Origin of the sequence: Gephyromycinifex aptenodytis (assembly GCF_012277275.1) — a bacterium.
Classification (GTDB): Bacteria; Actinomycetota; Actinomycetes; order Actinomycetales; family Dermatophilaceae; genus Gephyromycinifex; species Gephyromycinifex aptenodytis.
This window is the reverse complement of record NZ_CP051155.1, coordinates 2,447,746-2,470,063: the sequence shown is the minus strand read 5'-3', so window position 1 is coordinate 2,470,063 and position 22,318 is coordinate 2,447,746. Positions and strand designations below refer to the sequence as shown.

At 68.5% G+C, this 22,318-nt stretch carries 18 protein-coding genes; 11 read left to right on the top strand and 7 right to left on the bottom strand.

All coding sequences use genetic code 11. The annotated features are described in order from the left end of the window. Positions 1–37 precede the first annotated feature (37 nt). The 4 genes from G9V96_RS10625 (at position 38) to G9V96_RS10610 (ending at position 4,027) form a co-directional block, all read left to right on the top strand. Positions 38–724 (top strand): SanA/YdcF family protein, encoded by a 687-nt coding sequence (locus tag G9V96_RS10625; RefSeq protein WP_210424386.1) that lies wholly within the window; start codon positions 38–40, stop codon positions 722–724. 69 nt (positions 725–793) lie between these two features. Further along, on the top strand, positions 794–2,536 hold the full coding sequence (locus G9V96_RS10620) for a PIG-L family deacetylase (protein ID WP_168582999.1): 1,743 nt from the start codon (positions 794–796) through the stop codon (positions 2,534–2,536). After that, a complete protein-coding gene (locus tag G9V96_RS10615) occupies positions 2,533–3,384 on the top strand; it encodes a glycosyltransferase (protein ID WP_168582998.1) in 852 nt (283 codons plus the stop codon). The genes G9V96_RS10620 and G9V96_RS10615 overlap by 4 nt, the downstream gene beginning before the upstream one ends. A gap of 34 nt (positions 3,385–3,418) precedes the next feature. Continuing rightward, a complete protein-coding gene (locus G9V96_RS10610; RefSeq protein WP_168582997.1) occupies positions 3,419–4,027 on the top strand; it encodes a class I SAM-dependent methyltransferase in 609 nt (202 codons plus the stop codon). A gap of 120 nt (positions 4,028–4,147) precedes the next feature. Here G9V96_RS10610 and G9V96_RS10605 read toward each other — a convergent pair whose 3' ends face one another. Both G9V96_RS10605 and G9V96_RS10600 read right to left on the bottom strand, forming a co-directional pair. Beyond that, positions 4,148–5,335 (bottom strand): AbrB family transcriptional regulator, encoded by a 1,188-nt coding sequence (locus G9V96_RS10605; RefSeq protein ID WP_168582996.1) that lies wholly within the window; start codon positions 5,333–5,335, stop codon positions 4,148–4,150. Positions 5,336–5,396: 61 nt separating this feature from the next. After that, complete coding sequence (locus G9V96_RS10600) at positions 5,397–6,446, bottom strand: tartrate dehydrogenase (RefSeq protein ID WP_168582995.1); 1,050 nt, start codon at positions 6,444–6,446, stop codon at positions 5,397–5,399. Positions 6,447–6,507: 61 nt separating this feature from the next. On the opposite strand from G9V96_RS10600, the gene G9V96_RS10595 reads away from it, so the two are divergent. Then, positions 6,508–7,437, top strand: a complete 930-nt coding sequence (locus G9V96_RS10595) for a hypothetical protein (RefSeq protein WP_168582994.1) — start codon at positions 6,508–6,510, stop codon at positions 7,435–7,437. A gap of 80 nt (positions 7,438–7,517) precedes the next feature. On the opposite strand, the gene G9V96_RS10590 is transcribed toward G9V96_RS10595, so the two are convergent. Beyond that, complete coding sequence (locus G9V96_RS10590) at positions 7,518–7,799, bottom strand: PspC domain-containing protein (RefSeq protein ID WP_168582993.1); 282 nt, start codon at positions 7,797–7,799, stop codon at positions 7,518–7,520. Between the two features lie 136 nt (positions 7,800–7,935). On the opposite strand from G9V96_RS10590, the gene G9V96_RS10585 reads away from it, so the two are divergent. Continuing rightward, on the top strand, positions 7,936–9,012 hold the full coding sequence (locus tag G9V96_RS10585) for a nitronate monooxygenase (RefSeq protein ID WP_168582992.1): 1,077 nt from the start codon (positions 7,936–7,938) through the stop codon (positions 9,010–9,012). A 1-nt stretch (position 9,013) separates the two neighbouring features. Here the strand turns inward: G9V96_RS10585 and G9V96_RS10580 are convergent, their stop codons facing one another. Further along, complete coding sequence (locus G9V96_RS10580) at positions 9,014–10,081, bottom strand: glycoside hydrolase family 26 protein (RefSeq protein ID WP_168582991.1); 1,068 nt, start codon at positions 10,079–10,081, stop codon at positions 9,014–9,016. 364 nt (positions 10,082–10,445) lie between these two features. On the opposite strand from G9V96_RS10580, the gene G9V96_RS10575 reads away from it, so the two are divergent. Beyond that, positions 10,446–13,310, top strand: a complete 2,865-nt coding sequence (locus G9V96_RS10575; RefSeq protein WP_226913274.1) for an FAD-binding and (Fe-S)-binding domain-containing protein — start codon at positions 10,446–10,448, stop codon at positions 13,308–13,310. Positions 13,311–13,338: 28 nt separating this feature from the next. Here G9V96_RS10575 and G9V96_RS10570 read toward each other — a convergent pair whose 3' ends face one another. Further along, positions 13,339–14,787 carry a saccharopine dehydrogenase family protein gene (locus G9V96_RS10570; protein WP_168582990.1) on the bottom strand — a complete coding sequence of 483 codons (1,449 nt, stop codon included), beginning with the start codon at positions 14,785–14,787 and terminating at the stop codon, positions 13,339–13,341. A gap of 259 nt (positions 14,788–15,046) precedes the next feature. Between G9V96_RS10570 and G9V96_RS10565 the strand changes: the two genes are divergently transcribed. The 4 genes from G9V96_RS10565 to G9V96_RS10550 all read left to right on the top strand — a co-directional run bounded on the left by G9V96_RS10565 (position 15,047) and on the right by G9V96_RS10550 (position 19,863). After that, on the top strand, positions 15,047–16,045 hold the full coding sequence (locus G9V96_RS10565; protein ID WP_168582989.1) for a hypothetical protein: 999 nt from the start codon (positions 15,047–15,049) through the stop codon (positions 16,043–16,045). A 122-nt stretch (positions 16,046–16,167) separates the two neighbouring features. Continuing rightward, positions 16,168–16,557, top strand: coding sequence for a hypothetical protein (locus tag G9V96_RS10560; RefSeq protein ID WP_168582988.1), 390 nt, complete (start codon positions 16,168–16,170; stop codon positions 16,555–16,557). A gap of 405 nt (positions 16,558–16,962) precedes the next feature. Then, entirely contained in the window at positions 16,963–18,384 is a 1,422-nt protein-coding gene (locus G9V96_RS10555) for an APC family permease (protein ID WP_168583979.1), read from the top strand. Between the two features lie 66 nt (positions 18,385–18,450). Next, positions 18,451–19,863, top strand: coding sequence for an AI-2E family transporter (locus G9V96_RS10550; RefSeq protein WP_168582987.1), 1,413 nt, complete (start codon positions 18,451–18,453; stop codon positions 19,861–19,863). Here G9V96_RS10550 and G9V96_RS10545 read toward each other — a convergent pair. Together G9V96_RS10545 and G9V96_RS10540 are read right to left on the bottom strand one after the other, a co-directional pair. Next, positions 19,860–20,915: a hemolysin family protein gene (locus tag G9V96_RS10545; protein WP_168582986.1), complete on the bottom strand. Its 1,056-nt coding sequence runs from the start codon at positions 20,913–20,915 to the stop codon at positions 19,860–19,862. The two genes, G9V96_RS10550 and G9V96_RS10545, sit on opposite strands and share 4 nt — an antisense overlap. Beyond that, on the bottom strand, positions 20,912–22,318 hold the full coding sequence (locus tag G9V96_RS10540; RefSeq protein ID WP_168582985.1) for a hemolysin family protein: 1,407 nt from the start codon (positions 22,316–22,318) through the stop codon (positions 20,912–20,914). Before G9V96_RS10540 ends, G9V96_RS10545 begins: the two co-directional genes overlap by 4 nt.

The window sequence follows — 22,318 nt, the reverse complement described above, 5'->3', positions numbered from 1 at the left end:
CGGGGGCGCACCGACTGCTGGCGCCCCCATCGCGGGCGTGCGCCGCAAACGCAGCCCCGCCCGTGTGCTCGGCCTGGGCGCGTCCGTGTGCGCGTTCACTCTGCTGGTGCTCCTTGGCGCCACCAATACCTGGGTACATCTGGCCTCGCGCGGGCAGCAGATGCGGGCCACTACCGTGCCGCCACGCCCGGTGGCGTTGGTTCTCGGTGCCGGCGTGCAACCGGACGGCAAGCCCACGCCCTTCCTGGCGGCCCGCCTTGATGTGGCCGCCGACCTGTGGCACCGCCGCAAAGTGCAGGTCATCCTCGTCTCGGGAGACAACAGGAGCACCCACTACGACGAACCCACCGCGATGCGTCGCTACCTGCTCTCGGTGGGGGTGCCCGCCGAGAGCATCGTGGCCGACTACGCCGGTCGCGACACCTACGACTCCTGCGCCCGGGCGCAACGTATCTTCGGCCTTCAGGACCTGGTCGTGGTCAGCCAGACCTACCACCTGCCCCGCGCTCTGGCGATCTGTCGCAGCCTGGGGTTGGACGCGATCGGCGTCGGCGACGAGACCATGCGGGCCTACGCGCCCCGGGTGTGGGACGAAGGCCGGCTACGAGAACGTGCGGCGGCGCTCAAAGCGGCGTGGGATGTCTTCACTCGACGCGACCCGGTCCTCGGCCCGCCCCTGAGCGACGTGCAGGACGCATTGGCGCGCGCCGCCCGAGCTGATTGATTTGTCGGCATTGGGGGTACTTCGCCCTTCGTGCCATTACTTGCGACGCCCCCAGGCAACCCCGCGGATGTGTGGGCTCGAACCCGCGAACAAGCACGCGCGAGCACGCTGGCGGATCTGAGCGGCGCAGCCTCGGGCACGCTGCTGGTGATCAGCGCCCACCCCGATGACGAGACGCTCGGCGCCGGACGCCTCATCAGTCAGTGGGCACGCGATATCGGCCCGGTTCATGCCCTCTGCCTGACCAGAGGCGAGGCCTGCCTCGATCACCTCGGCATCACCATCGAGGGCATCGGCGAACGCCGCGAACTGGAATGGCACGCCGCCCTGGAGCACCTGCACGTCCAGGCCGGACACGTGGCCGACGTGCCCGACGGGCTGGTCCGCGACCATCATGCCCGGGCCCGCGAACTCATCGGCGAGTACGCCAAGGATGCAGCGGCGATCCTGGCGCCGTGGCGCGCCGACCCCCACCCCGATCACATGGCCGCGGGCCGCGCCGCAGCCTGGATTGCCTATGAACTGGGCATCCCACTCATCGAGTACCCCGTCTGGCTGACCTTCTGGGGCGCCTGCTCCTCCTTCGAGCGTTCCGGTGCCCAATTGCACCGTGTCCACACCGACGACACGGCTGAAGCCGACCGCGCAGCAGCGCTGGGATGCTTTCAATCCCAGCTCGAACCGCTGCACTCCAACGTGACGGCGATCCTTCCGCCTGCCTTCCATGAACATCACAATGAACAGCTAGCGATCACGATGGACATTCCTGTCCTCCACGCCGCCGGTGCGAGTTGGTCCGACGGGCTGCTTGCGCTCCACCCGGTGCCGCCGCCCTTCGACCTGCCGCAGGACTATCCGCGTCACGACCCCGACCCCGCCCAAACCGCTGACGCGATGCGACACCTGGATGCCTCGCTGCCGTGGGCCGAGCTCGACTGGCCCCACCTGGTAACCGGCCTGATCGCGCTGGGGCGCACCGATATACCCCTGGCGCGGCTGGTCGAAGGGCATATCGACGCCCTTCGGATCCTCGCCCAGGCTGGCGCGCAACCCCCCGTAGCGGCCCTGTACGGGGTGTGGGCTTCGCGTAGCCACGCCACCGGTCTGCGCGCCACCTCCGCCGACAACGGCTGGCAGATCGAGGGGACGCTGCGGTTCGCTTCCGGCGCCGGGGTGCTGGACCGCGCCCTGGTCCCGGTGTGGACGGGCGCGGAGACTCATGTGCTGCTGGACCTGGCGGTAGCTGCCTGGCCGGTGGACACCTCCCAGTGGCGGACCTCGGCGATGGCGGTGAGCCGTTCGCACACCATCGAACTCGAGGGGTTGCACGCGGCGGAGTCCGCGCGCATCGGGGCGGACAACTGGTATCTGCAACGCCCCGGGTTCTTCCCCGGCGGGGTGGGGGTGGCGGCAGTGTGGGCCGGTGGCGGTGCCCGCATCCTCGATCTGGTTCACGAGGCAGTGGCCAGCGCACCCCCGGCGCCCTCGCGTGCTTTACGGCTGGGTCATATGCGCACCGAACTCGCCGCCGCTATGAGCCTGGTGCGGCTAGGCGCCGACCAACTCGAGGCGCTGCTTTCGAGCGAGGATTCAGACATCGACGATGCCGCGATCAGTCACCTGCGCGATGTCTGCACCGAGGTGCGTGCCGGGGTCGCTGCCGCGGTGCTTCGGTTGTGCGAACACGCCCGGCGTATCGTCGGCCCGGCAGGTCTGGCCTACGACGAAGACCTCACGCGCGGCCTGCACGACCTGGAGTTGTACGTGCGGCAGCAGAACGCCGACGCGGACGCGACCTACCTCGGCCGATGACCCCGAACAGGGCGTCCTGTCGGCCTGCGGGCACCGTCACCGAGATCACCAGCGCCCGCGAGGAGTTGCCCCGCGCAGAAGCCGGCCCGGTGCGGATAGCCGTCGCGATACCGGCTCATGAGGAGGCCGAGCTGATCAGCTCGTGCGTGCACGCGGTGCTGCGAGCGATCGCGCACGCCCAACGCGTCGGGGCCGCGGATCGTGCCCTGGTGCTGGTGGCAGCCCATCGCTGCACCGATGAGACCGCAGCGCGGGCCCGCGAGGCGATGCAGCGCCTGCCCCGGCAGGTGGCCGCCATCGTCGTGCCCGACGATGGCCCCGGCCCGGTGGGGGCGGTTCGGCACCGTCTGGTGACCCGCGCTGCGGAGCACCCGTGGATCACCCCCGAGGCGTGGGTGTTCTCCACCGACGCCGACTCCCGGGTGCCTACCGATTGGGTCACCGGATTGTTGGCAGCGGCGCAGCACAGCCGCGCCGACGCGGTGGCCGGCTTGGTCGCGTTGCAGGGCTGGCACGCCGATGAGGCTGCCCGCGCGGCGTATGAGCGCATCGTGGCGGCCGGGATCCACGGTTCCAGCCATGACCACGCCTACGCGGCCAACCTCGCAGTCCGATTGTCGGCCTACACAGCCGTCGGCGGGTTCCCGCCAGCCCCTCACGGTGAGGAGCGGGAACTGTTGCAGGCGTTGCGAGCTGCCGGGCACACCGTTGCGACACCGCACGCCCCCATCGTCCTGACTTCGGCCCGGATGCCGGGGCGGGCCGACCACGGGCTGGGCGCGCTGTTGGCCGCGTTGGCCGAGCGGGAGCAGCACCTGCCGAGCCTGAGCGAACCCGTCGCTGGTTGAATGGGGCGACCCGACCCCATAAGGAGAAGCAGCCATGCCTCGACGTATCACTGAATGGGAGCGGCGAATCGAAGCCAACCCCGACCACTCCACGTGGTATATCGAGCGCTTCCGCACAATGGCGGCGCAGGGGCAGGACCTCGCCGGTGAAGCGCGGATGATCGACGCCATGGTGGGCCGAAGCGCACGCATCCTGGACGCCGGTTGCGGGCCGGGCCGGGTGGGCGGCTACCTGTACGAGGTCGGCCACACGGTGGTGGGGGTCGACGTGGACCCGGCACTTATCGAGGCTGCCGAACACGACTACCCGGGCCCGACCTGGCTGGCCCAGGACCTGAGCGAACTGGACCTGCCCGCTGCCGGCATCAGCCAACCGTTCGACGCCATCGTCTGCGCCGGCAATGTCCTGACCTTTGTAGCCCCGGGCACCCAACGCGAGGTGCTGAGCCGGTTCGCGGCGCACCTGGCCCCGCAAGGGCGGGCCGCCATCGGCTTCGGCCTGGACCGCGGGTACCCCTTGGACGCCTTCCGCGCGGACGTCGTCGGCGCCGGCCTGGCCGAGGAGCTGATGCTGTCCACCTGGGATCTTCGCCCGCTGCGCGCCGACTCGGACTTCGTCGTCGCCATCCTGCGTCACGCCTGAGCAACAAAGCTCTGTCACACCGGGACCGCCTGACCAGACCCGGTCACCGTGGAGATCCGGCCGCCCCGAAGGGAGCTTCCGAACGCGCCGGTCCGCACCGCCGCTTCGGGGTGATTAGCCCTAGTTCTCGCTGCCGCCACCGAGAAAGGGGTGCGAGGCTGCCCCCCGGGCCGATGCAGCATGCCCGGGTGAAGCGCGACGCCGGAACCAGGCGGCGAGCACCGGGGCCAGGGCGAGCACCAACAACAGGCGGACGACCTGCACCCCCAGGACGAAGGTGACGTCTGCCCCGGCGATCCCCGCGGTGACCAGCACGGCGTACAACCCACCGGGGGTGGTGGCGAGATAACCGTCGATGGCGCTTACCCCGATCCATCTGGCCAGCAGCATGCCGAAGCCGGCCGAGATGGCGATGAGCAGCAGGATCAGTGCGAGCGCGCTCGGCAGGAGCCTTGCTATCGACACCAGGCTGGCGCGAGTGAAACGCAGCCCGACCATGAGACCGATAAGGGCGAAGGCGATCACCTCGAACAGGCGAGGCACCTGCGCCGTCAGCACGCCGAAACCGCCGTTCACGGCCAGGACCGCCGACACCAGTAACGGTCCGAGCAGGTTGGCCGCGGGGAAGCGCACCAGCCGCGCCAACAGCAGACCGACCCCGACACTGACCGCTGTGAAGAGCAGGCCTTGCCAGCTCAAGGCGGTGAGGATCGCGCTGGCGGCAGCGGATGAGACGCTCTCGTGCTCACTGCCCTCCCCGATCAGGGGGGCGCCGAAGGCAACCGCAGCCACCACCGGCATCCCCACGATGATGATGAGCACCCGCAGGTACTGCACCACGGCCACCACCCGGTCATCGGCGCCGAGCTCGGTGGCGACAGCAGTGATTCCCGAGGCGCCACCGGCGATGAAAGCGAACGTGGCGGTAGCCGCGGTGACGGCGCGGTGCAGCCGTAGCACCTGACCGATGAGGATGCTCACAACGATGGTGGCCACGACCGCCGCGGCCACCGGAGCGGCATGCGCCACGAGTCCTGCCAGCGTGGCCGGGTCGATGATGGCACCGGTCGAGGCACCGAGCAGTGCTTGGGCCAGGGTCGCCAGCGGCGCGGGCAAGCTCGGTGCGGCCAGCCCGGCGACTACCACGACCAGCGCGCCGAAGAGACACCCGAACAGCACCGGCGACGGGCCACCCAGCGCCGACAACAGGGCGGTGCTGATCCCGGCCGCCGCAGCAACGAACGCCCACTCCCGAAACCGGCGGGCTCGGCCCTGGCGGACCGTGGGTAGGGCGGTGGACGCAGTCACCCGCCCACCGTAGACGGGGCGACTCGCCCCGCCCCGCGAGCCGTCAGGGCAGCCGCAGCGCTCAGAGGATTTCCAGCAGCGCTCGGGTCACCTCCTGGGTGGAGGCGGAGCCGCCTAGGTCAGGGGTGCGCACCGGCGAGGTGGCAAGGAGCCGGCCGATACCTTCGACTACCTGGTCGGCCGCCTCGTCGTGCCCGAGATGCTCCAGCATCATCGCCGCCGCCCAGATCGCACCGAGCGGGTTGGCGATACCTTCGCCAGCGATGTCCGGGGCGCTGCCGTGGACCGGCTCGAACATCGAGGGGTGTTCGCGTTCAGGGTTGATGTTCCCGGCCGGGGCGATGCCGATGCTTCCCGCGACCCCGGCGGCGAGGTCGGACAGGATGTCGCCGAAGAGGTTGCTCGCCACGATCACGTCGTAGCGGCGCGGGTTGAGCACGAGTTTGGCGGCCAGGGCGTCGATGTGTTCGGACCCCCAGGTGATGGCGGGTCGCTCCTCGCAGCGTTGCGCCACGACCTCATCCCAGAACGGCATGGTGTGGATGATTCCGTTGCTCTTCGTCGCCGAGCACAGGTTCTTGCCGCGCTCCTCGGCCACGTCCAAGGCGTAGTCGACGACGCGGGTGATCCCACGTCGGGTGAAGACCGACTGCTGGATGGCCATCTCCTCGGGGGTGCCGCGACCCATCCGGCCGCCGATCTCGCTGTACTCGCCCTCCACGTTCTCGCGCACGATGACGATGTCGGTGCCTTCGGCCTCTCGCAGCGGTCCGGGCACACCTTCGAAGACCCGGATCGGGCGCAGGTTGATGTACTGGTCGAAACCGCGACGGATCGGGATGAGCAACCCCCACAGCGACACATCGTCGGCCACCCCCGGGTAGCCGACAGCTCCGAGCAGGATGGAGTCGAACTGCGCGAGCTGGCTCAGCCCGTCTGCGGGCATCATCGAGCCGGTGGCTGCGTACCGTTCGCAGGACCAGTCGAACTGCTGGTACTCCAATCGGAAACCGTGCCGCTTTCCCATCGCGTCGAGCACCGCGCAGGCAGGCGGCAACACTTCCGTGCCGATACCGTCGCCGGGGATGAGTGCGATTCGATGCGTCGTCATACCCCCATGATGACCAAATCGCGGTTGGGCGGGAAGGCATGACTACCGTCATGATGACCGCATGCGATTTATCGGTCCTTCCGACCTGCTTTCTGCGGCCGCCAGCGTGCGTAACGGGGTAGCTGACGTCGTTGTCGACTTATCCGAGATTGTCGAGCTCGTCTCCCGCGCGGGCGATGTGATGACCCGCGTCGAAAAGCTCCTGGATCGCTTCGAGGTATCGGTGACCCGGATGAGCGACACCCTGGATGACGCCGCCGGGTTGCTCGCCAAAGCTGACGCCGCCCTGGACGCCTCGGCCGGTGTGCTCATCCGCGCAGATGAAACGCTGGACGCCTCAACGGGTCTGCTCGCCAAGGCCGACACCACCCTGGAGACCTCAGCAGGTGTCCTGACCAAAGCCGACACCACCCTGGACGCCTCAGGCGGTGTGCTCATCCGCGCAGATGAAACGCTGGACGCCTCAGCAGGTCTGCTCGGCAAAGCCGACGGGATGCTGGCGACCTCCTCCGGGGTCCTGGGCAAGGCCGACGGAATGCTCCAGGACTCATCCAACCTGCTCGGCAAGGCCGATTCACTGGTGGGTTCAGCAGGCTCGACTGCGGCCGATGCTGCCGTGCTGGTGGGCGGGGCTGAATCCCTGCTCGATTCGGGCAAGGCGATGCTCGGGCAACTCCAGCCGGTGGTCCAGCGCGCTGCACCGCTAGCGAACGACGTGTTGTCTCGGGTGGAAGCCGTTGAGGTGGAAGCCCTCTCCGGGATGATCGATCGGCTGCCGGAACTGCTCAGGGCGCTCGATGAGGACATCCTGCCGATGCTCTCGAAACTGGACCGGGTGGGCCCTGATGTGCGCTCGATCCTGGCAGCCGTGGAAGACCTCAGCACCGCGATGCAGGGCATGCCCGGGATCTCACTACTGAAGCGCCGCGGAGAGAAGAAGGAAGAAGAAGAGAACCTGGAACAGGTGGGGCGCAGTATCGCCGGCGACTGATCCCGGTCTGCACGAGAACGGCGTCGGGCCGCCCAGGTATGGGCGGCCTGTGGCGTTGTCAGAACCGCTCGTGCAGGTTTTCAGATGGTGCCGTCCCGGGGGCCGACGAACGGGGCGCCGCCACCCGGGTGGGACGTGGTGGGGTTCGGGGCCAAGCGCGCGTCGGGCATCAGCACCCAGGCGATCGGGTAGATGATGAGTTGGCTGCCCGGGATGAGCAGCAGCAACATGAACAGCAGTCGGACGGCCCATGGGTGGAGCTGGTAGCGCTGAGCCACTCCGGCGCAGACACCGCCGATGATGCGCCCCTGCGTGGGGCGGATGAAACCGGCCGTGGCGAGGCGAGTGTGAATCCATTTCATGGTGGAGCTCCTGGGTGAGGCGGTGGCGAGCAGTTGCGTGTCTGACCCTTGGATCATGTCGCCGGGGCACGCGCTGCGGTATAGGGCGCAGCCCTGAGCCAACCCTGAGCGACCCCTGGTGTGGAACAGTGAAGGCATGTCGAACGCAGTCTCGTTCCAGGTCCCTCGGATTCCGGTCTGCGTCGCTCCGATGGCGGGCGGCCCCTCTACTCCGGAGTTGGTGGCAGCAGCCGGTGACGCCGGCGGCTTCGGCTTCCTGGCCGCGGGCTATCGACGCCCGCTGGAGGTGGCGGAGCAGATCGTGCGAACAGCCGAGCTGAGCCCGGCGCCGTTCGGGGTCAACCTGTTCGTGCCCGAAGCTGCGTCCTATCCCGGCCGCGCCCAGGACCACAGCGAGGGCGACGTGCAGGGGCTGCGCCGGGCCGACGAAGTGGCGGCTGCTTCCTATCGGGAGTTACTCGCTGAGGAGGCGCGCCGCTTACAGGCTCGACTGCCCTCCCCCGACTGGAGCGACACCGACGCCTATGACGACAAACTGGCTCTACTGGAAGCCAGCCATGACGTCTCGGTGGTGTCGTTCACCTTCGGATGCCCCACCCCTGATGTCATCACGCGCCTTCATGAGGCCGGGCGTTGCGTGGCGGTGACCGTCACGACCACCGAGGAGGCCCGCACCAGCGTGCAGGCCGGCGCTGACGTCCTGGTCGTGCAGGGATTCGATGCCGGAGGCCACCGCGGTACCCACCGTGTCCTGGACGCGCCCAACGAACTGGATCACCTCGCGTTGGTGCCGATGCTCACCGACCTGGGAGTACCGCTGATCGCTGCCGGTGGGATCACCACCGCCGGCGACACCCGCCGCGCGCTGGCTGCGGGCGCCTGCGCCGTTCAGGTCGGGACGGCCTTCTTGTTGACCCCCGAGGCCGGCACCAGCGCCGCACACCGGATGGCGTTGAGTAACCCGGCGTGGGGCTCGGTCGTGACACGGGCGTTCTCGGGCCGGCCCGCGCGCGGGCTGCGCAACGGTTTCGTCGAGCGTTTCGACCCCTTCGCCCCGGCCCTGTACCCGGTGGTCGATCAGCTCACCAAGCCGCTGCGAGCGGCCGCGGCCCGCCAGGGGGAACTCGACGGGTTGTCGGTGTGGGCGGGTTCAGGATGGCGCGCCGCCCGCGAAGAGCCGGCCGCAGCCGTCGTGGCCCGCCTGGCGCCGTGACCTACCAGAGCCGCCGGTAGACCGCTGCAGCCTTCGGGTTCTGCGGCGCTTCGCTCCACAGCGAGTTGAGCATGGGCTTCTCGGGAACGTTGAAGTAGCACTCCAGCACGAGGACATCGGCGTTCGCGGTGAAGAACTGCTTCACCTTGGTCATGAAGAACGGGTTGTCACCATTGCCGTCCCAGGCGTGCGCCAGGCCCCACTCGGGGAAGGAGGCACCCTTGTTGTGCGCCCGAGCGAAGTTGGTGATGTCGGCGGGGCCGACGGCATAGCGCGGCTGCAACGCGCTTCGCCACTGCCGTTCGTTCTTGGCGCCGATGACATCCCAGTCGTACCAGGAGCAACCGACCAGGTCGACCACGTCATCGCCGGGGTACAGCTTGGTCAAGCTGTCCAGGCGGGAACGCTGTCCTGTCAACGGGGTGCCGCAGTTGATGTCGAAGCTCATGACGATGGAAGGGTTCTCCTTCTTCATGACCTTGGCGGCGCGGCGGTAGGCAGCCCGGTAGTCCCCGGCGTTCTTGGCGGTGGCGCTGTAGGACATCCAGTTGCCGTTGGCCTCCCAGCCCAAGCGCACCACGGTTTTGCCCTTGTACCGGGTGCGCAGATCGCGGGCGACCTTGCGGAAGACCGCGTCGTGCCGTCCCGCGGCGACGCTCTTGAGGTGGACCGGCTTGTTCGTCGAGGGCATGAGCGGCATCCCGTAGACGAGGGTGCCGCGGAAGTTGCGGTAGGTGTCGATGTGCCAGGTGGAGTTGGAGATCGCCGCCCAGGTGCGCTTCTCGGGGAAGGTCATCGCCGCGTCGCTGGGGGTGCCGCGCCAGGTGCCCCACTTGGTGGCGCGGGTGTCGCTCATCCAGCCGCCCGTCCACGCCCCGGAGTGCCACGGGTGCACCGAACGGGAGGTGCCCAGGTACCGCTTGGCCTGGTAGCCCGGGGGGCGACGGGTCGCTGCCAGGTAACCGGCGCCGGCGTTGGTCGGCGTGACGGCCGACATCGTTGCAGCCTGCGCTGCCGGCGCTCCGGCCAACACGAGGGCCACTGCGGCCGAGACCACGATGTTCTGCATGTGCATTCCCCATCTGTCGTTTTGGCGGGCCTACCCCGCCCGTGGCGCGCAGCGTCCATGCGTTCCCCCCGCATGTGACGTCCCCCGTCGCGCTGCCCCGTCGCCGAGACCAGGCACACGCTAACTGTTCTCGGCCGACCCGGCCATGAGGCGGCGTTCCAGTGCGGGGTCCGCCACCCTGGTCAGCGAGCTCGAACAGGGTGAACGTCTTGGACACCTGCCCGCATTCGGTGCCGTTACAGAGCCGGGACATGACATGGATCATGCGTACAAGTTCATCCGCTGAGACGGCAGGCGTCCACGGAGCGAGCGTCATGGGCAAGGTGGATACGCTGCAACTGCCCCTTCCACTCCCGGAGACGACGTGACCACCTCTTCAGCTTCAGACCTGCTCGGGCTTCGCGCCGACCTGGCGACCCGGGCCGCTTACACCTCCGATGCCTCCATCTATCGACGGATGCCCGCGGGGGTTCTGGAGCCGACCAGCGAAGGGCACCTGGCGCAGGGGTTGGCGTGGGCCCGCGCGCGCGGACTCGGCGTGATCAGCCGCGGCGGGGGGACCTCGGTGGCGGGAAACGCGATCGGTGAAGGGCTGGTGCTGGACACCTCGCGGTACCTGAACGACTGCCAGATCGACCCCGAACAGAGTTGTGCCACCGTGCAGCCCGGCCTGGTCTGCGACGACCTGCGCACCGCCGCAGCCGTGCACGGGCTCACCTACGGGCCGGACCCCTCCACCCACAGCCGCTGCACCATCGGCGGGATGGTCGCCAACAACGCCTGCGGTTCACACTCGGTCGCCTGGGGTACCTCGGCTGAGAACCTGCGCGCGGTACGGATGCTGCTGGCCGACGGGCGCGTGTTCGAAGCCTGGAAGGGCGGCTGCGACGACCCGCGCATCGAAGCCGAGTTGCGCTCCCTGGTGCAGCAGAACGCTGAGCTCATCCGCGCCGAACTGGGCCGGTTCCCGCGCCAGGTCTCCGGCTACGGCCTGCATTACCTGCTGCCCGAGAAGGGTTTCGACGTCGCCAAGGCTCTGGCTGGTAGCGAAGGCACCTGCGGGGTCTTCACCCAGCTCACCGTCGATCTGGTGCGCCCCCCGGCTGCTACGGCTCTTGCCGTCCTGGGATACCCGGATGCTTTCGCTGCGGCCCGAGCTGCCGCCACCCTGCGCCGCCCGGGGGTGCTGACGATCGAAGGGATGGGCTCGGACCTGTTGGCGGCGCTGCGTTCGCGCCCCGGACGCGGCCAGGACGGACAGGCCCTCCCGGCCGGCGGTGCCTGGCTGTACTGCGAGGTCGCCGGAGCTGACCCGGCTGGCGCGCAAGCGGCCGCCGAAGAACTCCTGGAGTTCGCCGGGGCCCAAGCTCAGCCGGACCCCGACCGCGCGGGCTCTACCGGTGAGGTCGTCACCGGCGTGGTCGTCACGGATCGAGCCCAATCCCGTCTGCTGTGGGGCATCCGCGAGGCCGCCGCCGGGATCGCGACCCGTCGCGCCGACGGCGGGGAAGCCTGGCCCGGCTGGGAAGACTCCGCCGTGCCCGTGGAGCATCTGGCGGACTACCTGCGGGACCTGTACGCCCTGATGGCCGAGCGCGGTTTGCGCGGCATCCCCTTCGGTCACTTCGGTGAGGGCTGCATCCACGTTCGCATCGACTTCGACCTCGGTAGCGAGCAGGGGATCGCCGCCTACCGCGAGTTCATCGTGGACGCCGCGAAACTCGTGCATCGCTACGGCGGATCGGTCTCCGGGGAACACGGCGACGGGCGAGCCCGCTCGGAGATGCTCGCCCAGATGTACTCGCCGCAGATGCTGGCGTTGTTCGCTCGCTTCAAAGCGATCTTCGACCCCGATGGGGCGCTGAACCCCGGGGTGCTGGTCAACCCCGAACCGGTGGATGACCGGCTGCGCCCCGGGCCCGGCCTGCGCACACACGTCGTCATCCCCGTGCATGCGTTGAGCCGCGACGGTGGCGACTTCGCTTCCGCGATCAACCGGTGCGTCGGGGTCGGGGTGTGCCGCTCCGACACCGGCGCCATGTGTCCCAGTTACCAGGCCACCCGCGACGAGGTTCACACCACGCGGGGCCGGGCGCGGGTGTTGGCTGAGATGTTGCGCGGAGAAAACCTCACCGGCGGCTGGGACAACCCGCAGACTTTGGAGGCTCTGGATCTGTGCCTGTCGTGCAAGGCCTGCTCGACCGAGTGCCCGGTGAACGTCGACATGGCCACCTACAAGGCCGAGTTCCTGCACCACCACTACGCCCACCGCCGCCGTCCGATGGCGCACTACGCGATGGGGTGGCTGCCGGTCTCGGCCGCCCTGGTCTCGGCGCTGCCCGGTCTGGGCAAGGCCGTCAACCAGGCGATGCGGGTACGCCCGTTGGAGAAGGCGGTGCTGCGCGCCGCCGGACTGGAAACCCGCCGCTCGATGGTCAGCTTCGCCGAACACCTCAGCCTCGCGCAGTGGTTCGCCCAACGTGCCAGGCGAGGGCAAGCGCCCATGCCCGCCCCGCAGGCACCGGTGATCGTGCTGTGGCCGGACACCTTCACCAACCACCTGTCCCCGCACGTCGGCATCGCCGGGGTGGAAGTGCTGGAGGCGCTGGGGTTCCACGTCGTCCTACCTCGCGGCCCGGTCTGTTGCGGGCTGACCTGGCATTCCACCGGCCAGCTCGACGTCACCAAGGCCGCGCTGCGGCGCAGCCTGACGGCACTGGCACCCCACATCGCCGCGGGGCACCGCGTCGTCGGGTTGGAACCCTCCTGCCTGGTGATGCTCTCCGAGGCCCACGAGCTGCTGCCCGAGGACGAACGGGCCCGCGCCCTGAAACCGCTACTGGCGACCTTCGCCGAGATCGTCGACGAGCGCGCCGAGGCCGGTAACTGGCCCTTCGCTCGCATCGAGGCCAAGGCCGTGACCCAGGTGCACTGCCACCAGAAGGCCACCCGCGGTTCCGCGCCCGACGAGCGGGTACTGGCCCGGCTCGGGGTGGACCTGGACCTGGTCGGCGGCGGGTGCTGCGGGCTCGCGGGCAACTTCGGCTTCGAGCAGGGGCATTACGAGGTGTCCCAAGCCTGCGCCGAACGCGAACTGTTCCCCAAGGTCAACGCCGGTGACGGCCTGGTCATCGCCGACGGTTTCTCCTGCCGCACCCAGGTGGGCCAGGGAACCGAGGCCACCGGCCGACACCTGGCCGAGGTGCTGCGTAGCGCCCTGGTCCGCTGAACAGAGCGGGGCGCTACGCAGACCAGCTTCAGTTCTGGCGGGTGACCTCGAAGGAGAACCCCTGGGCGGTGAGACGCTCGATGAGCACGTCGCCGAAGGCGGTTGCCGGGGTGAGCACACCGTGGCGGCGCGGCAGCGCCAACTCATCGAGCACCAGCGCGAGCGCGGCTTCTCCGATCATCACGGCCGTGCCGTCATAGCCGGGATCGACCTGGGCCGAGACGGTGGTGACGTAGTGCGCGCCGGAGGTGGTGTCGGCGTGGATCGTCATCGTGAACCGGCCCTCCTTGCGCGAGGCCTCATCCGGCCCCTCGCCCGGCTTGGTGACGACGCGCTCCAGGAGGGCACGGGTGGGCCCGAAGGCGAAGCCGGCCGCGGCGGCCGGCATGGCGGCGCTGAGAGCCGCCGCACGCAAGGGCGCCGCGCTGGAATTCCCGGTGGCGACCAATTCGCGGTAGCGGAAATCGCGGCCGTAGGACCAGGACATAAGCGCGTTACTACGCCGCACCACCTGGCTGTTGAAGGGGCCCATGATGAACGGCGCGGTGAACTCGCCGATCTGCGCATCAGGGGTCAACCGGCTGCGGCTCTGCGCCACCTTGCCGGCGGCCTTGCCGAGCGCCCCGAAGGCAAGCTTGGCGGCGCCCTCCACGCGCTGGACCGGGCTGAGCCCGGCATCAGAGTTCGGCTGCTGCCCGGCGCCGGTGTTCTGGCTGGGTTCGGCGTCCGTCGTGGACGCGCCGTCCGCCTGGGTCTGGCTGGTCTCGGCGCCGCGACGCGGCTCGGGTTCGTTGTCCCGGTCGGGGCTGAGGGCGTAGGGGTCGGCCAGCACGCCGCGCAGTTTCGGCTGCTCCTTGGCGGCGTCCACCTGGCCCACCATCGAGGCGATGGTTCCGCCGCTGAGACCGCCCTTGAGCGAGGTCACGTACAGCGTGGTCGTGCTCAGGTCACCCGCGACGTCCTTCTTCACCTGCCGCCAGGTCGCGAACACCCCCAGGTCGCTGGGGATGGAGTCGAAACCGCAGGCGTGCACGATGCGTGCGCCGTGAGCCGTGGCGATCTCGTCGTAGGCGTCAATGGAGTCCCGAACGAACAGGGTCTCGCCGCAGAGGTCGACGTAGTCGGTTCCCGCTTCGGCGCAGGCCTGCACGAGGGGGAGCCCATATTGTGCATACGGCCCGACGGTGCTGATGACGACCTTGGTGCGCTGTGCCATCTGGGCCAGGCTCGCGGCGTCGCTGGAGTCGGCGTGCAGGGTCTTCCAGTACACGGCCCGGTCAGCCAGTTCGGCCTTGACGGCATCCACCCGGTGCAGGTCGCGACCGGCCAGGCCGATCCGCACCTGCGCCGGGGCATGCCGAGACAGGTGCCCGGCGATGAGGCGGCCAACGAAACCGGTGGCGCCGAAGACGACGATGTCGAGGTCTCGCTCTGGGGCGGGGGCAGCCGGCGGCGTTTCGGATAGCGAGTCAGTCATGCCCAAACCCTAGGACCTCTGGGGCGCCGACCTGCCCTCGCGGGGCGCGCAAAGTCAATGCGAGCACTGCTGTTCGTGTGCTTCTGCCCATGCCTGGTTCAAGTCCGCCTACGACCCGTGACCATTGCCCCTAGATCCGATTACATTGCAAGCCAACACAATTAATCTCCGCATCCGCCCGAAAGAGCCCGTGTAAGCCTCACGTCCCCCCGCCTCGTGCCGATGAACGACATGTAGACGTCCCACCCCTGGAGGCAACGTGCCAACGGACCGATCGCATGAGCGTGCCGATCACCGCGATCGTCTCGCTGCGCGACCTCGCGTCGGGCCGCTGTCCTTCGACGAGCGCGAGCTGGCGCTTTCGACCTCTTTGCGCCTGCATGTGCTCACCCGCGATGCCTGCCTGGCCAGCACCTCGGTGATGCCGGTGAAGATCGCCGCCGTAGACGAGGCACTCTTCGGGGCTTCGCTGTCCTTCGGCGGTCGGCACACCTCGCTGTATGAACCCGTGAGCATCGTTGCCCTGATGAAACGTCTGCGCTCCGACATTGCCGCGGCCTCGTTGACCATGGGCGCCGAGCGGCGCCGACTGGTGGTCCTGGATTTGCTGGCCTGCCTGCAGCCCTGCTCCGGCACGACGTGGTCGCGACCGTTGGAGCGTTTGCTGGCCGAGGCGACCGCCTGTACCGGGACCGAAGTTTCTGCCGCCGAGATGACCCGGCTGACGCGGCGCCTGACTCGGGCGCGGCGCGAACTGCCCGCAGCACATGCAGCCCCCACTCGCAACCCACTGGTCGGGGCGGTGGCGCAGGCCGGCAGCGACGTGCTCGCGCTCTCCCCCGGCGGCGCGGTTGCCAGTGCCTGCCTGCTGCTGGCCGGATGGGACGTGCGCCAGGACGAACTCGCCCGAGGTGGGGGCCTGGTGCTGGATCCGCTGCCGACGGTCGTGAATCCCACCGCCGCACCCCTGTTCGGGCGTTATCTGGGAACGGTGGTGGCTGCCGAGTCACCTGCCGCATTCGCGCACGAGCTGGCCACCCTGGAGGTCTCGGCGAGCGCCGACCCCACCGTCGCTGCTTACGTGGCCGCCACCCTGCCGGCGCTGGCTGCGGACCTGTGGCGCCAAGGCGCCGCCGCGGCCGAAGCCTCGGTCGGTCAGGGGCTGCAGACCTGCGCGCAGGCGGCGCTGGCTGCGGCGCGCACCCTCCCGGGCCGTCCGCGGCGGGGAATCCACTTGCGGCGCTTTGGGGGCCGCTGAAGCACCGGCTGGGAAACCCCGGGGCTTAGCGGCTACATAACCCGCCGGTTGCGCCGATAGGGCAGGTTGACCGCCCACCGCCGTACCCGCGAGCGCCCAGGCGCGAGGAAAGAAGGACAAACGTGCCCGCCCCCACCAGCACCCCGCTCTGGTCTCTTCGCAGCCCAGGACGCGAGGCCGAACGCACCCTGGTGGAGCGTTTCGCGGCAACTGCGGGTAGCGACCCGCTGGATCCGGCCGGCGTCACTCTGCCCAGCGGCTCGCGGGTGCAGATCGACGGGGTCGCGCGGGATGAGTCGATCTTCGTCGAGGCGCACGCCCTGAGCGCGCCCATCCGCGACATCGACTTGGCCGTCATCGCCCAGGACGTCTTCAAGCTTTCCCTGGTCAAGAACATGCACCCGCAGGCGCGCGTGGTGGTGTTGCTGGCTGACGAGCAGGTGCGCGCTCTGGTGACCTCGCGGCTGGCCCGGGTTCCGTGCGCTGCAAGCGTGGAGTTCATCGTCATCTGAACCGTCCAGCATCCGGGTGCTGTCCGGGCACCGGCGGAGGCGGCATCATCCGGAACTGCCCTGGACACAGCAGCGGCCCCGAGCGCAATGCGCTTTCGGGGCCGCCGGCGTCTCACTCCACCCCGGGTGTCATAAGTCCCATCGCTGCACAGGGGTCCTGCGTTACGCATAATCTCTTCGTTCAGCCAACCGAGTCCGTTTAGTGACCTTTGCGCGCCTCAACGACGCTCAGCTCTAGCAAAATGTGACTCAGGTCACAGTTTGATACCGTGCAAGGTCACAGCGCAAAGCGGCTGAACATGCCAGGGTCGGTTCCCAGTCGGTCCCCACTTCGAGGACCCACACGTAAGGACTACCGACGTGTCCAGATTTACCGAGCAGCTTTTCCGCCGTAAGCCCGTCGGCATGGCCTTGGACAGCGGTGCCACGGAAGGTTCCGGGGATCAACTGGAACGCACCATGGGGCTGGCCCACCTGACCGCCATGGGTGTCGGTGCCACCATCGGAACCGGAATCTTCTTCGTCATGCAGGTGGCCGTGCCCGAGGCCGGCCCCGCTGTCATCTGGTCGTTCGTCATCGCCGGTGTCGTGGCCGGCCTGACAGCGCTGTGTTACGCCGAACTGGCAAGCGCCGTGCCGATCTCCGGCTCTTCCTATTCCTACGCCTATGTGACCCTCGGCGAGCTGGCCGCCATGGTCGTGGCCGGCTGCCTGCTGCTGGAGTACGGCGTCTCCTCGGCCGCGGTGGCCGTGGGCTGGTCCGAATACCTCAACCAGCTCTTCGGCAACGTGCTCGGCCTGCAGATCCCGTTCGCCCTGGCCAACTCCCCCGAGGTGGAAGGCGGCCTCGTCAACCTGCCAGCGGTCATCCTCGTGTTCTGCTGCATGCTCCTGCTGCTGCGCGGGGCCAGCGAGTCTGCCTGGGTCAACACGATCATGGTCGGCATCAAGCTGACCGTCCTTGCCTTGTTCATCATCATCGGCTTCACCGGCTGGAACACCAACCACCTGGCCGACTTCGCCCCGTTCGGCGTGCACGGCGTCCTGGGTGCGGCAGGCACCATCTTCTTCTCCTACATCGGCCTCGACGCCGTCTCCACCGCTGGCGAAGAGGTGAAAGACCCGCAGAAGACCATGCCCCGGGCGCTGATGCTCGCGCTGGTCATCGTCACCGGGTTCTACCTGCTGGTCGCCACCGCCGCCATCGGCGCCCAGCCCTGGCAGGAGTTCGAGGGTCAGAAGGCCGGGCTGTCTCAGATCCTGGAGAACATCGTCGGCGCTCCCTGGCCCGGCACCCTCATCGCGGCCGGCGCGGTCATCTCGATCTTCAGCGTCACCCTGGTGACCCTGTACGGCCAAACCCGCATCCTGTACGCCATCTCCAGGGACGGGTTGGCCCCCAAGGCGTTGTCCAAGGTCAGCCCCCGCACCCACGTGCCGAGCACGAGCACCGTCGTCGTCTGCATCGTCGTGTCGATCCTGGCCGGTCTGCTCCCGCTGAACCTGCTTGCTGAGATGACCAGCATCGGGACTCTGGTCGCGTTCACGGTCGTCTCGATCGGCGTCATCGTGCTGCGGCGCAGCTCCCCGAACCTGCCGCGCGGGTTCAAGGTGCCGGGCTACCCCGTCACCCCGATCGTCACCATCGCCGGCTGCTTCTGGATCATCAGCAACCTGGACGCCATCACGATCAAGGCCTTCCTGGTCTGGACGGCCATCGTGCTGTGCTACTACTTCTTCATCGGACGTCGCCACTCGTCCCTGAACGCCTACTCCAAGCAGGAGTTGCAGGCCTACAACGACGAAGAGGCGCACGACTTCCGCTAGCACCTCCGATGTCGGGGGCTGGCCGTATCGTGTGAGGACCAGCCCCCGGCACGGAAGGAGTACGGCGTGAAGACACCGCGGCGTCCTCACCTGCCGTCGCTACCGGCGCTGCCGCCCCTGCCTTCGCTGCACAGGCGTCCCCCGCAATGGGTAGCCGAACTGGCCGCCCGGATCCCCGAAGGTCCGGTCGTCCCGCCTCCACCACCGGAGGCCCCGGCCCTGGCGCGCGACGCCAGCGGTCTACCCACCGTCCGGACCCACCTGCCGCACCACCTCACAGTCAGCCTGAGCATGGCGGCGCTGGTCGTGGCGATGGCGGGTCTCCACGCAGTCGGCCACATCGCCGCCCCGGTCTTCCTAGCCATCAACCTGGCGATCACCTCCTACCCCTTGAACACGGGCCTACGTCGGCGCGGGGTGCCGGCGGTGATCAGCGCGACGCTGACCGGTCTGCTCGTCATCGCTGCCCTGCTCGCCTTCTTCGTCGTGCTCGGTTGGTCGATCTCCGCTCTGGTGTTGGAGATGCCCCGCTACATCCCCAAATTCGAGCGGATGTACGCCGATGCCATGTCGGCCTTGGAGGCACAGGGGATCACTCAGCAACAGATCCTGGACACCATGCAGGACGCCGCCGCCACCCAGTGGCAGAACCTGGCCCAGCAAGGGCTGGGCCTGCTGCAAGGAGTGCTGTCCAACCTCACCGGCGTGGTCTCGCTGCTGCTGGTCCTGATCACGGTGCTGTTCTTCATCACCATGGACATGATCGGGTTCGGCGCTCGCCTGGATGCCATGCGCACCACCCACCCGCGGGTAGCCGCCACGGTGAGCGACTTCGCCCACGGGGTGCGCCGCTACTGGGTGGTGACGACCGCCTTCGGGCTGATCGTGGCCGTGCTGGACGTCTGGGTCCTGCTCTACCTCGGGGTACCGCTGGCGCTGGTCTGGGGTGTGGTCTCGTTCCTGACGAACTACATCCCCAACATCGGCTTCGTCATCGGCGTCGTCCCGCCGGCGCTGCTGGCCCTGCTGGACCGCGGCCCCACCACCGCTATCGCCGTCGTGCTGGCCTACAGCGTCCTCAACTTCGTCATCCAGTCCCTCATCCAACCCAAGGTGGCCGGTGACGCCATCGGGGTCACCCCCACGGTCGCGATCATCTCGCTGTTGTTCTGGACCTGGCTGCTCGGCCCGCTGGGCGCGTTGCTGGCGCTGCCGGCAACGCTGCTGCTCAAAGCGGTGCTCGTCGATGGTGACCGGCAGGCAGGCTGGCTGAACTACGTCATCGCCAGCCGCCCGGAGAACATCGCGGCGCCCCCCAGCGAACCCGCGACGCCCCAGGAACCGGGCGCCCGGATGCAGATGGTGCTGCCCTTCCCGACGGCGACGCCCTCGGGCGCAACCGCGACGACAGCAGCCACCGCTGCCACCGCTGGGGGAGCACCGACCCTGCCGCCGGCCGGCGGGCAGCCGCGCGATTAGACCGGCTCGTCCTCGCGCGACACGCTCGTCGCGTCCCGCACCTCACCGACCAATTCCTCGAGCACATCTTCCAACGTCACGACGTGATGCCCGGGACGCTGCATCCCCTGCACGCGGGCCAGGTGGTGGCTACGTTCCTGCATCCGGTCGATCACCGCGCGCAGCCGGTCGCTGGCCTGCACCTCACCCAGGGCGACGATCGCGGTATCTGGAACCGGCGCATCGCGCTCGTGCGCCGGGGTGGTGAGCAGATTCTTCAAATGCACGTAGCCGATGAGTTCGCCCTGCACCTCGACGGGGAAACGCGAGAAGCCGGTGCGGGCCGAAAGCTCTTCGAGCTCACTGACCGTCACCCCCCGCGGCACCGTGACCAGTTCTTCGGCGGGGATACAGACCTGACCGGCGGTGAGGGTCTCGAACTCCAAGGCCCCCTGCAGCAGCCGCAACTCATCCTCGTCGAGCAGACCCTCCCGACCGGACTCGGCGACGAAACCGCGCAGTTCCTCGTTGGTGAACGCGGCATTGACCTCATTGCGAGGCTCGACCCGCATGGCTTTCAACACCAGGTTGGCGGTGCCGTTCATGATCCACACGATCGGGCGCAGGAACTGGCACAGCACATACAGCGGCGGGCCGAGCAGGAATGCGGCTCGGTCAGGCCCGCTCAGCGTGATGTTCTTGGGAACCATCTCGCCCAGAAGCATGTGCAGGAACACCACGATCACCAGCGCCAGCACGAGAGCCACGGGATGGACCAGAGCCTCCGGCAGGCCCACCGCTGCAAACGGGATCGCCAGCAGGTGCGCGATCGCCGGTTCACCGACAGCTCCGATACCCAACGAGCAGACCGTGATCCCCAGTTGGCAACAGGCCATCGACAGCGATACCGACTCCATGGCGCGCAGCGTCGCCCGCGCCGGCCAGGAGCCGGTGCTCGCCTTAGGTTCGATCTGGTCGCGGCGGGCCGAGACCAGCGCGAACTCGGCGGCCACGAAATAGGCGTTGAGGAACAACAACAGCACCAGGATGAGCAGAGAGGTCGTGGAACTCATTGGGTCTGCCCCTCTTGGCGGTTCTGACGGATGCTGGCCCGGGTGGCCACCGGCGCGTGCGGCCGGCGCGGTACCACCCGCAACCGGTCGACGCGATGCCCCTCCAGTGACAGCACCACGATGTCGACCTGCGCCGCGGTCGGGATCCCCTCTTCATTGCGGTTCACTTCGTCGCGGGCCTCAAGGGTGATCCGCTCGCCCGGCTCGGGCAGACGATCCAACCGTTCGGTGACCAGACCACCCAGGGTGTCGGACTCTTCACCCTCGGGCAGCTCCAGTTCCAACAGCTCACCGAGCTCATCGGGACGCAGCAACCCCGACACCAGCCAGGCGCGCCCCTGCTTACGGTAGGGAAGGGCCTCTTGGTCGTGCTCGTCTTTGATCTCCCCGACGATCTCCTCGACGAGGTCTTCTAGCGCCACGATGCCCGCGGTGCCGCCGTATTCGTCCACGACAACAGCCAGTTGCAACCCCGGCTCACGCAACCGACTCAGCAGCGGGTCCAGCGTCATCGACTCGGGCACCACCGGTGCCGGAACGAGGATGTCGCGGATCGCCTTCTGTCCGCGTTGCTCGTAGGGCACCCCGAAAGCCTGTTTGACGTGCACCAGGCCGACGATGTCGTCGACGTCCTCCCCGGTGACCGGGAAGCGGGAGTGGCCGGTGCGGATCGCGGTGGCGACAACCTCGGACACGGGATCTTCGGCGTCCAGGAAGTCCACCCGCGGCCGCGGCCGCATCACTTCTCCGGCGGTTCGAGCCCCGAACTCGATGGACCTGGCCACCAGCTCGGCGGTCCCCTTCTCCAAGGTGCCTTCGCGCCCGGAGTGGCGCACCGCCGCGGAGAGTTCCTCCGCGGTGCGCGCATTGTTCAGCTCTTCGGTGGGTTCGAAGCCCAGCGCCCGCACCACGGCATTGGCGGCGCCGTTGAGCAGGTGCACGAACCAGCCGAAGATGGCCATGAACAGCGTGTGCGGCAGTACGACCAGGCGGGCCACCCGCACCGGTTCGGCGATGCCCCAGTTCTTGGGGACGAGTTCACCGAAGACCATCTGGGAGAACGTCGCGATGATGAACGCCGCCGTGACCGAAACGCCGGTAGGCACTGCCGCGCCTACCCCCAGTTCTCCGATGCCGGCCCGGATCAAGGTGGCCAGGGACGGCTCGGCGATGAAACCGATCACCAGGCTCGTCACGGTGATCCCCAACTGTGCACCCGACAGTTGGCTGGAGAGCGTGCGCAGGTGGGCCAAAACCCGTCCGGACCGGGCATCGCCCTCCTCAGCCGCCTGCTCGATGGTGCCTCGGTGGACGGTCAGGTAACTGAACTCCACAGCCACGAACAGGGCGTTGAGAGCAATGAGAAGGATGACGCACCCGGTTAGCACAAGTGCTTCCGTCAC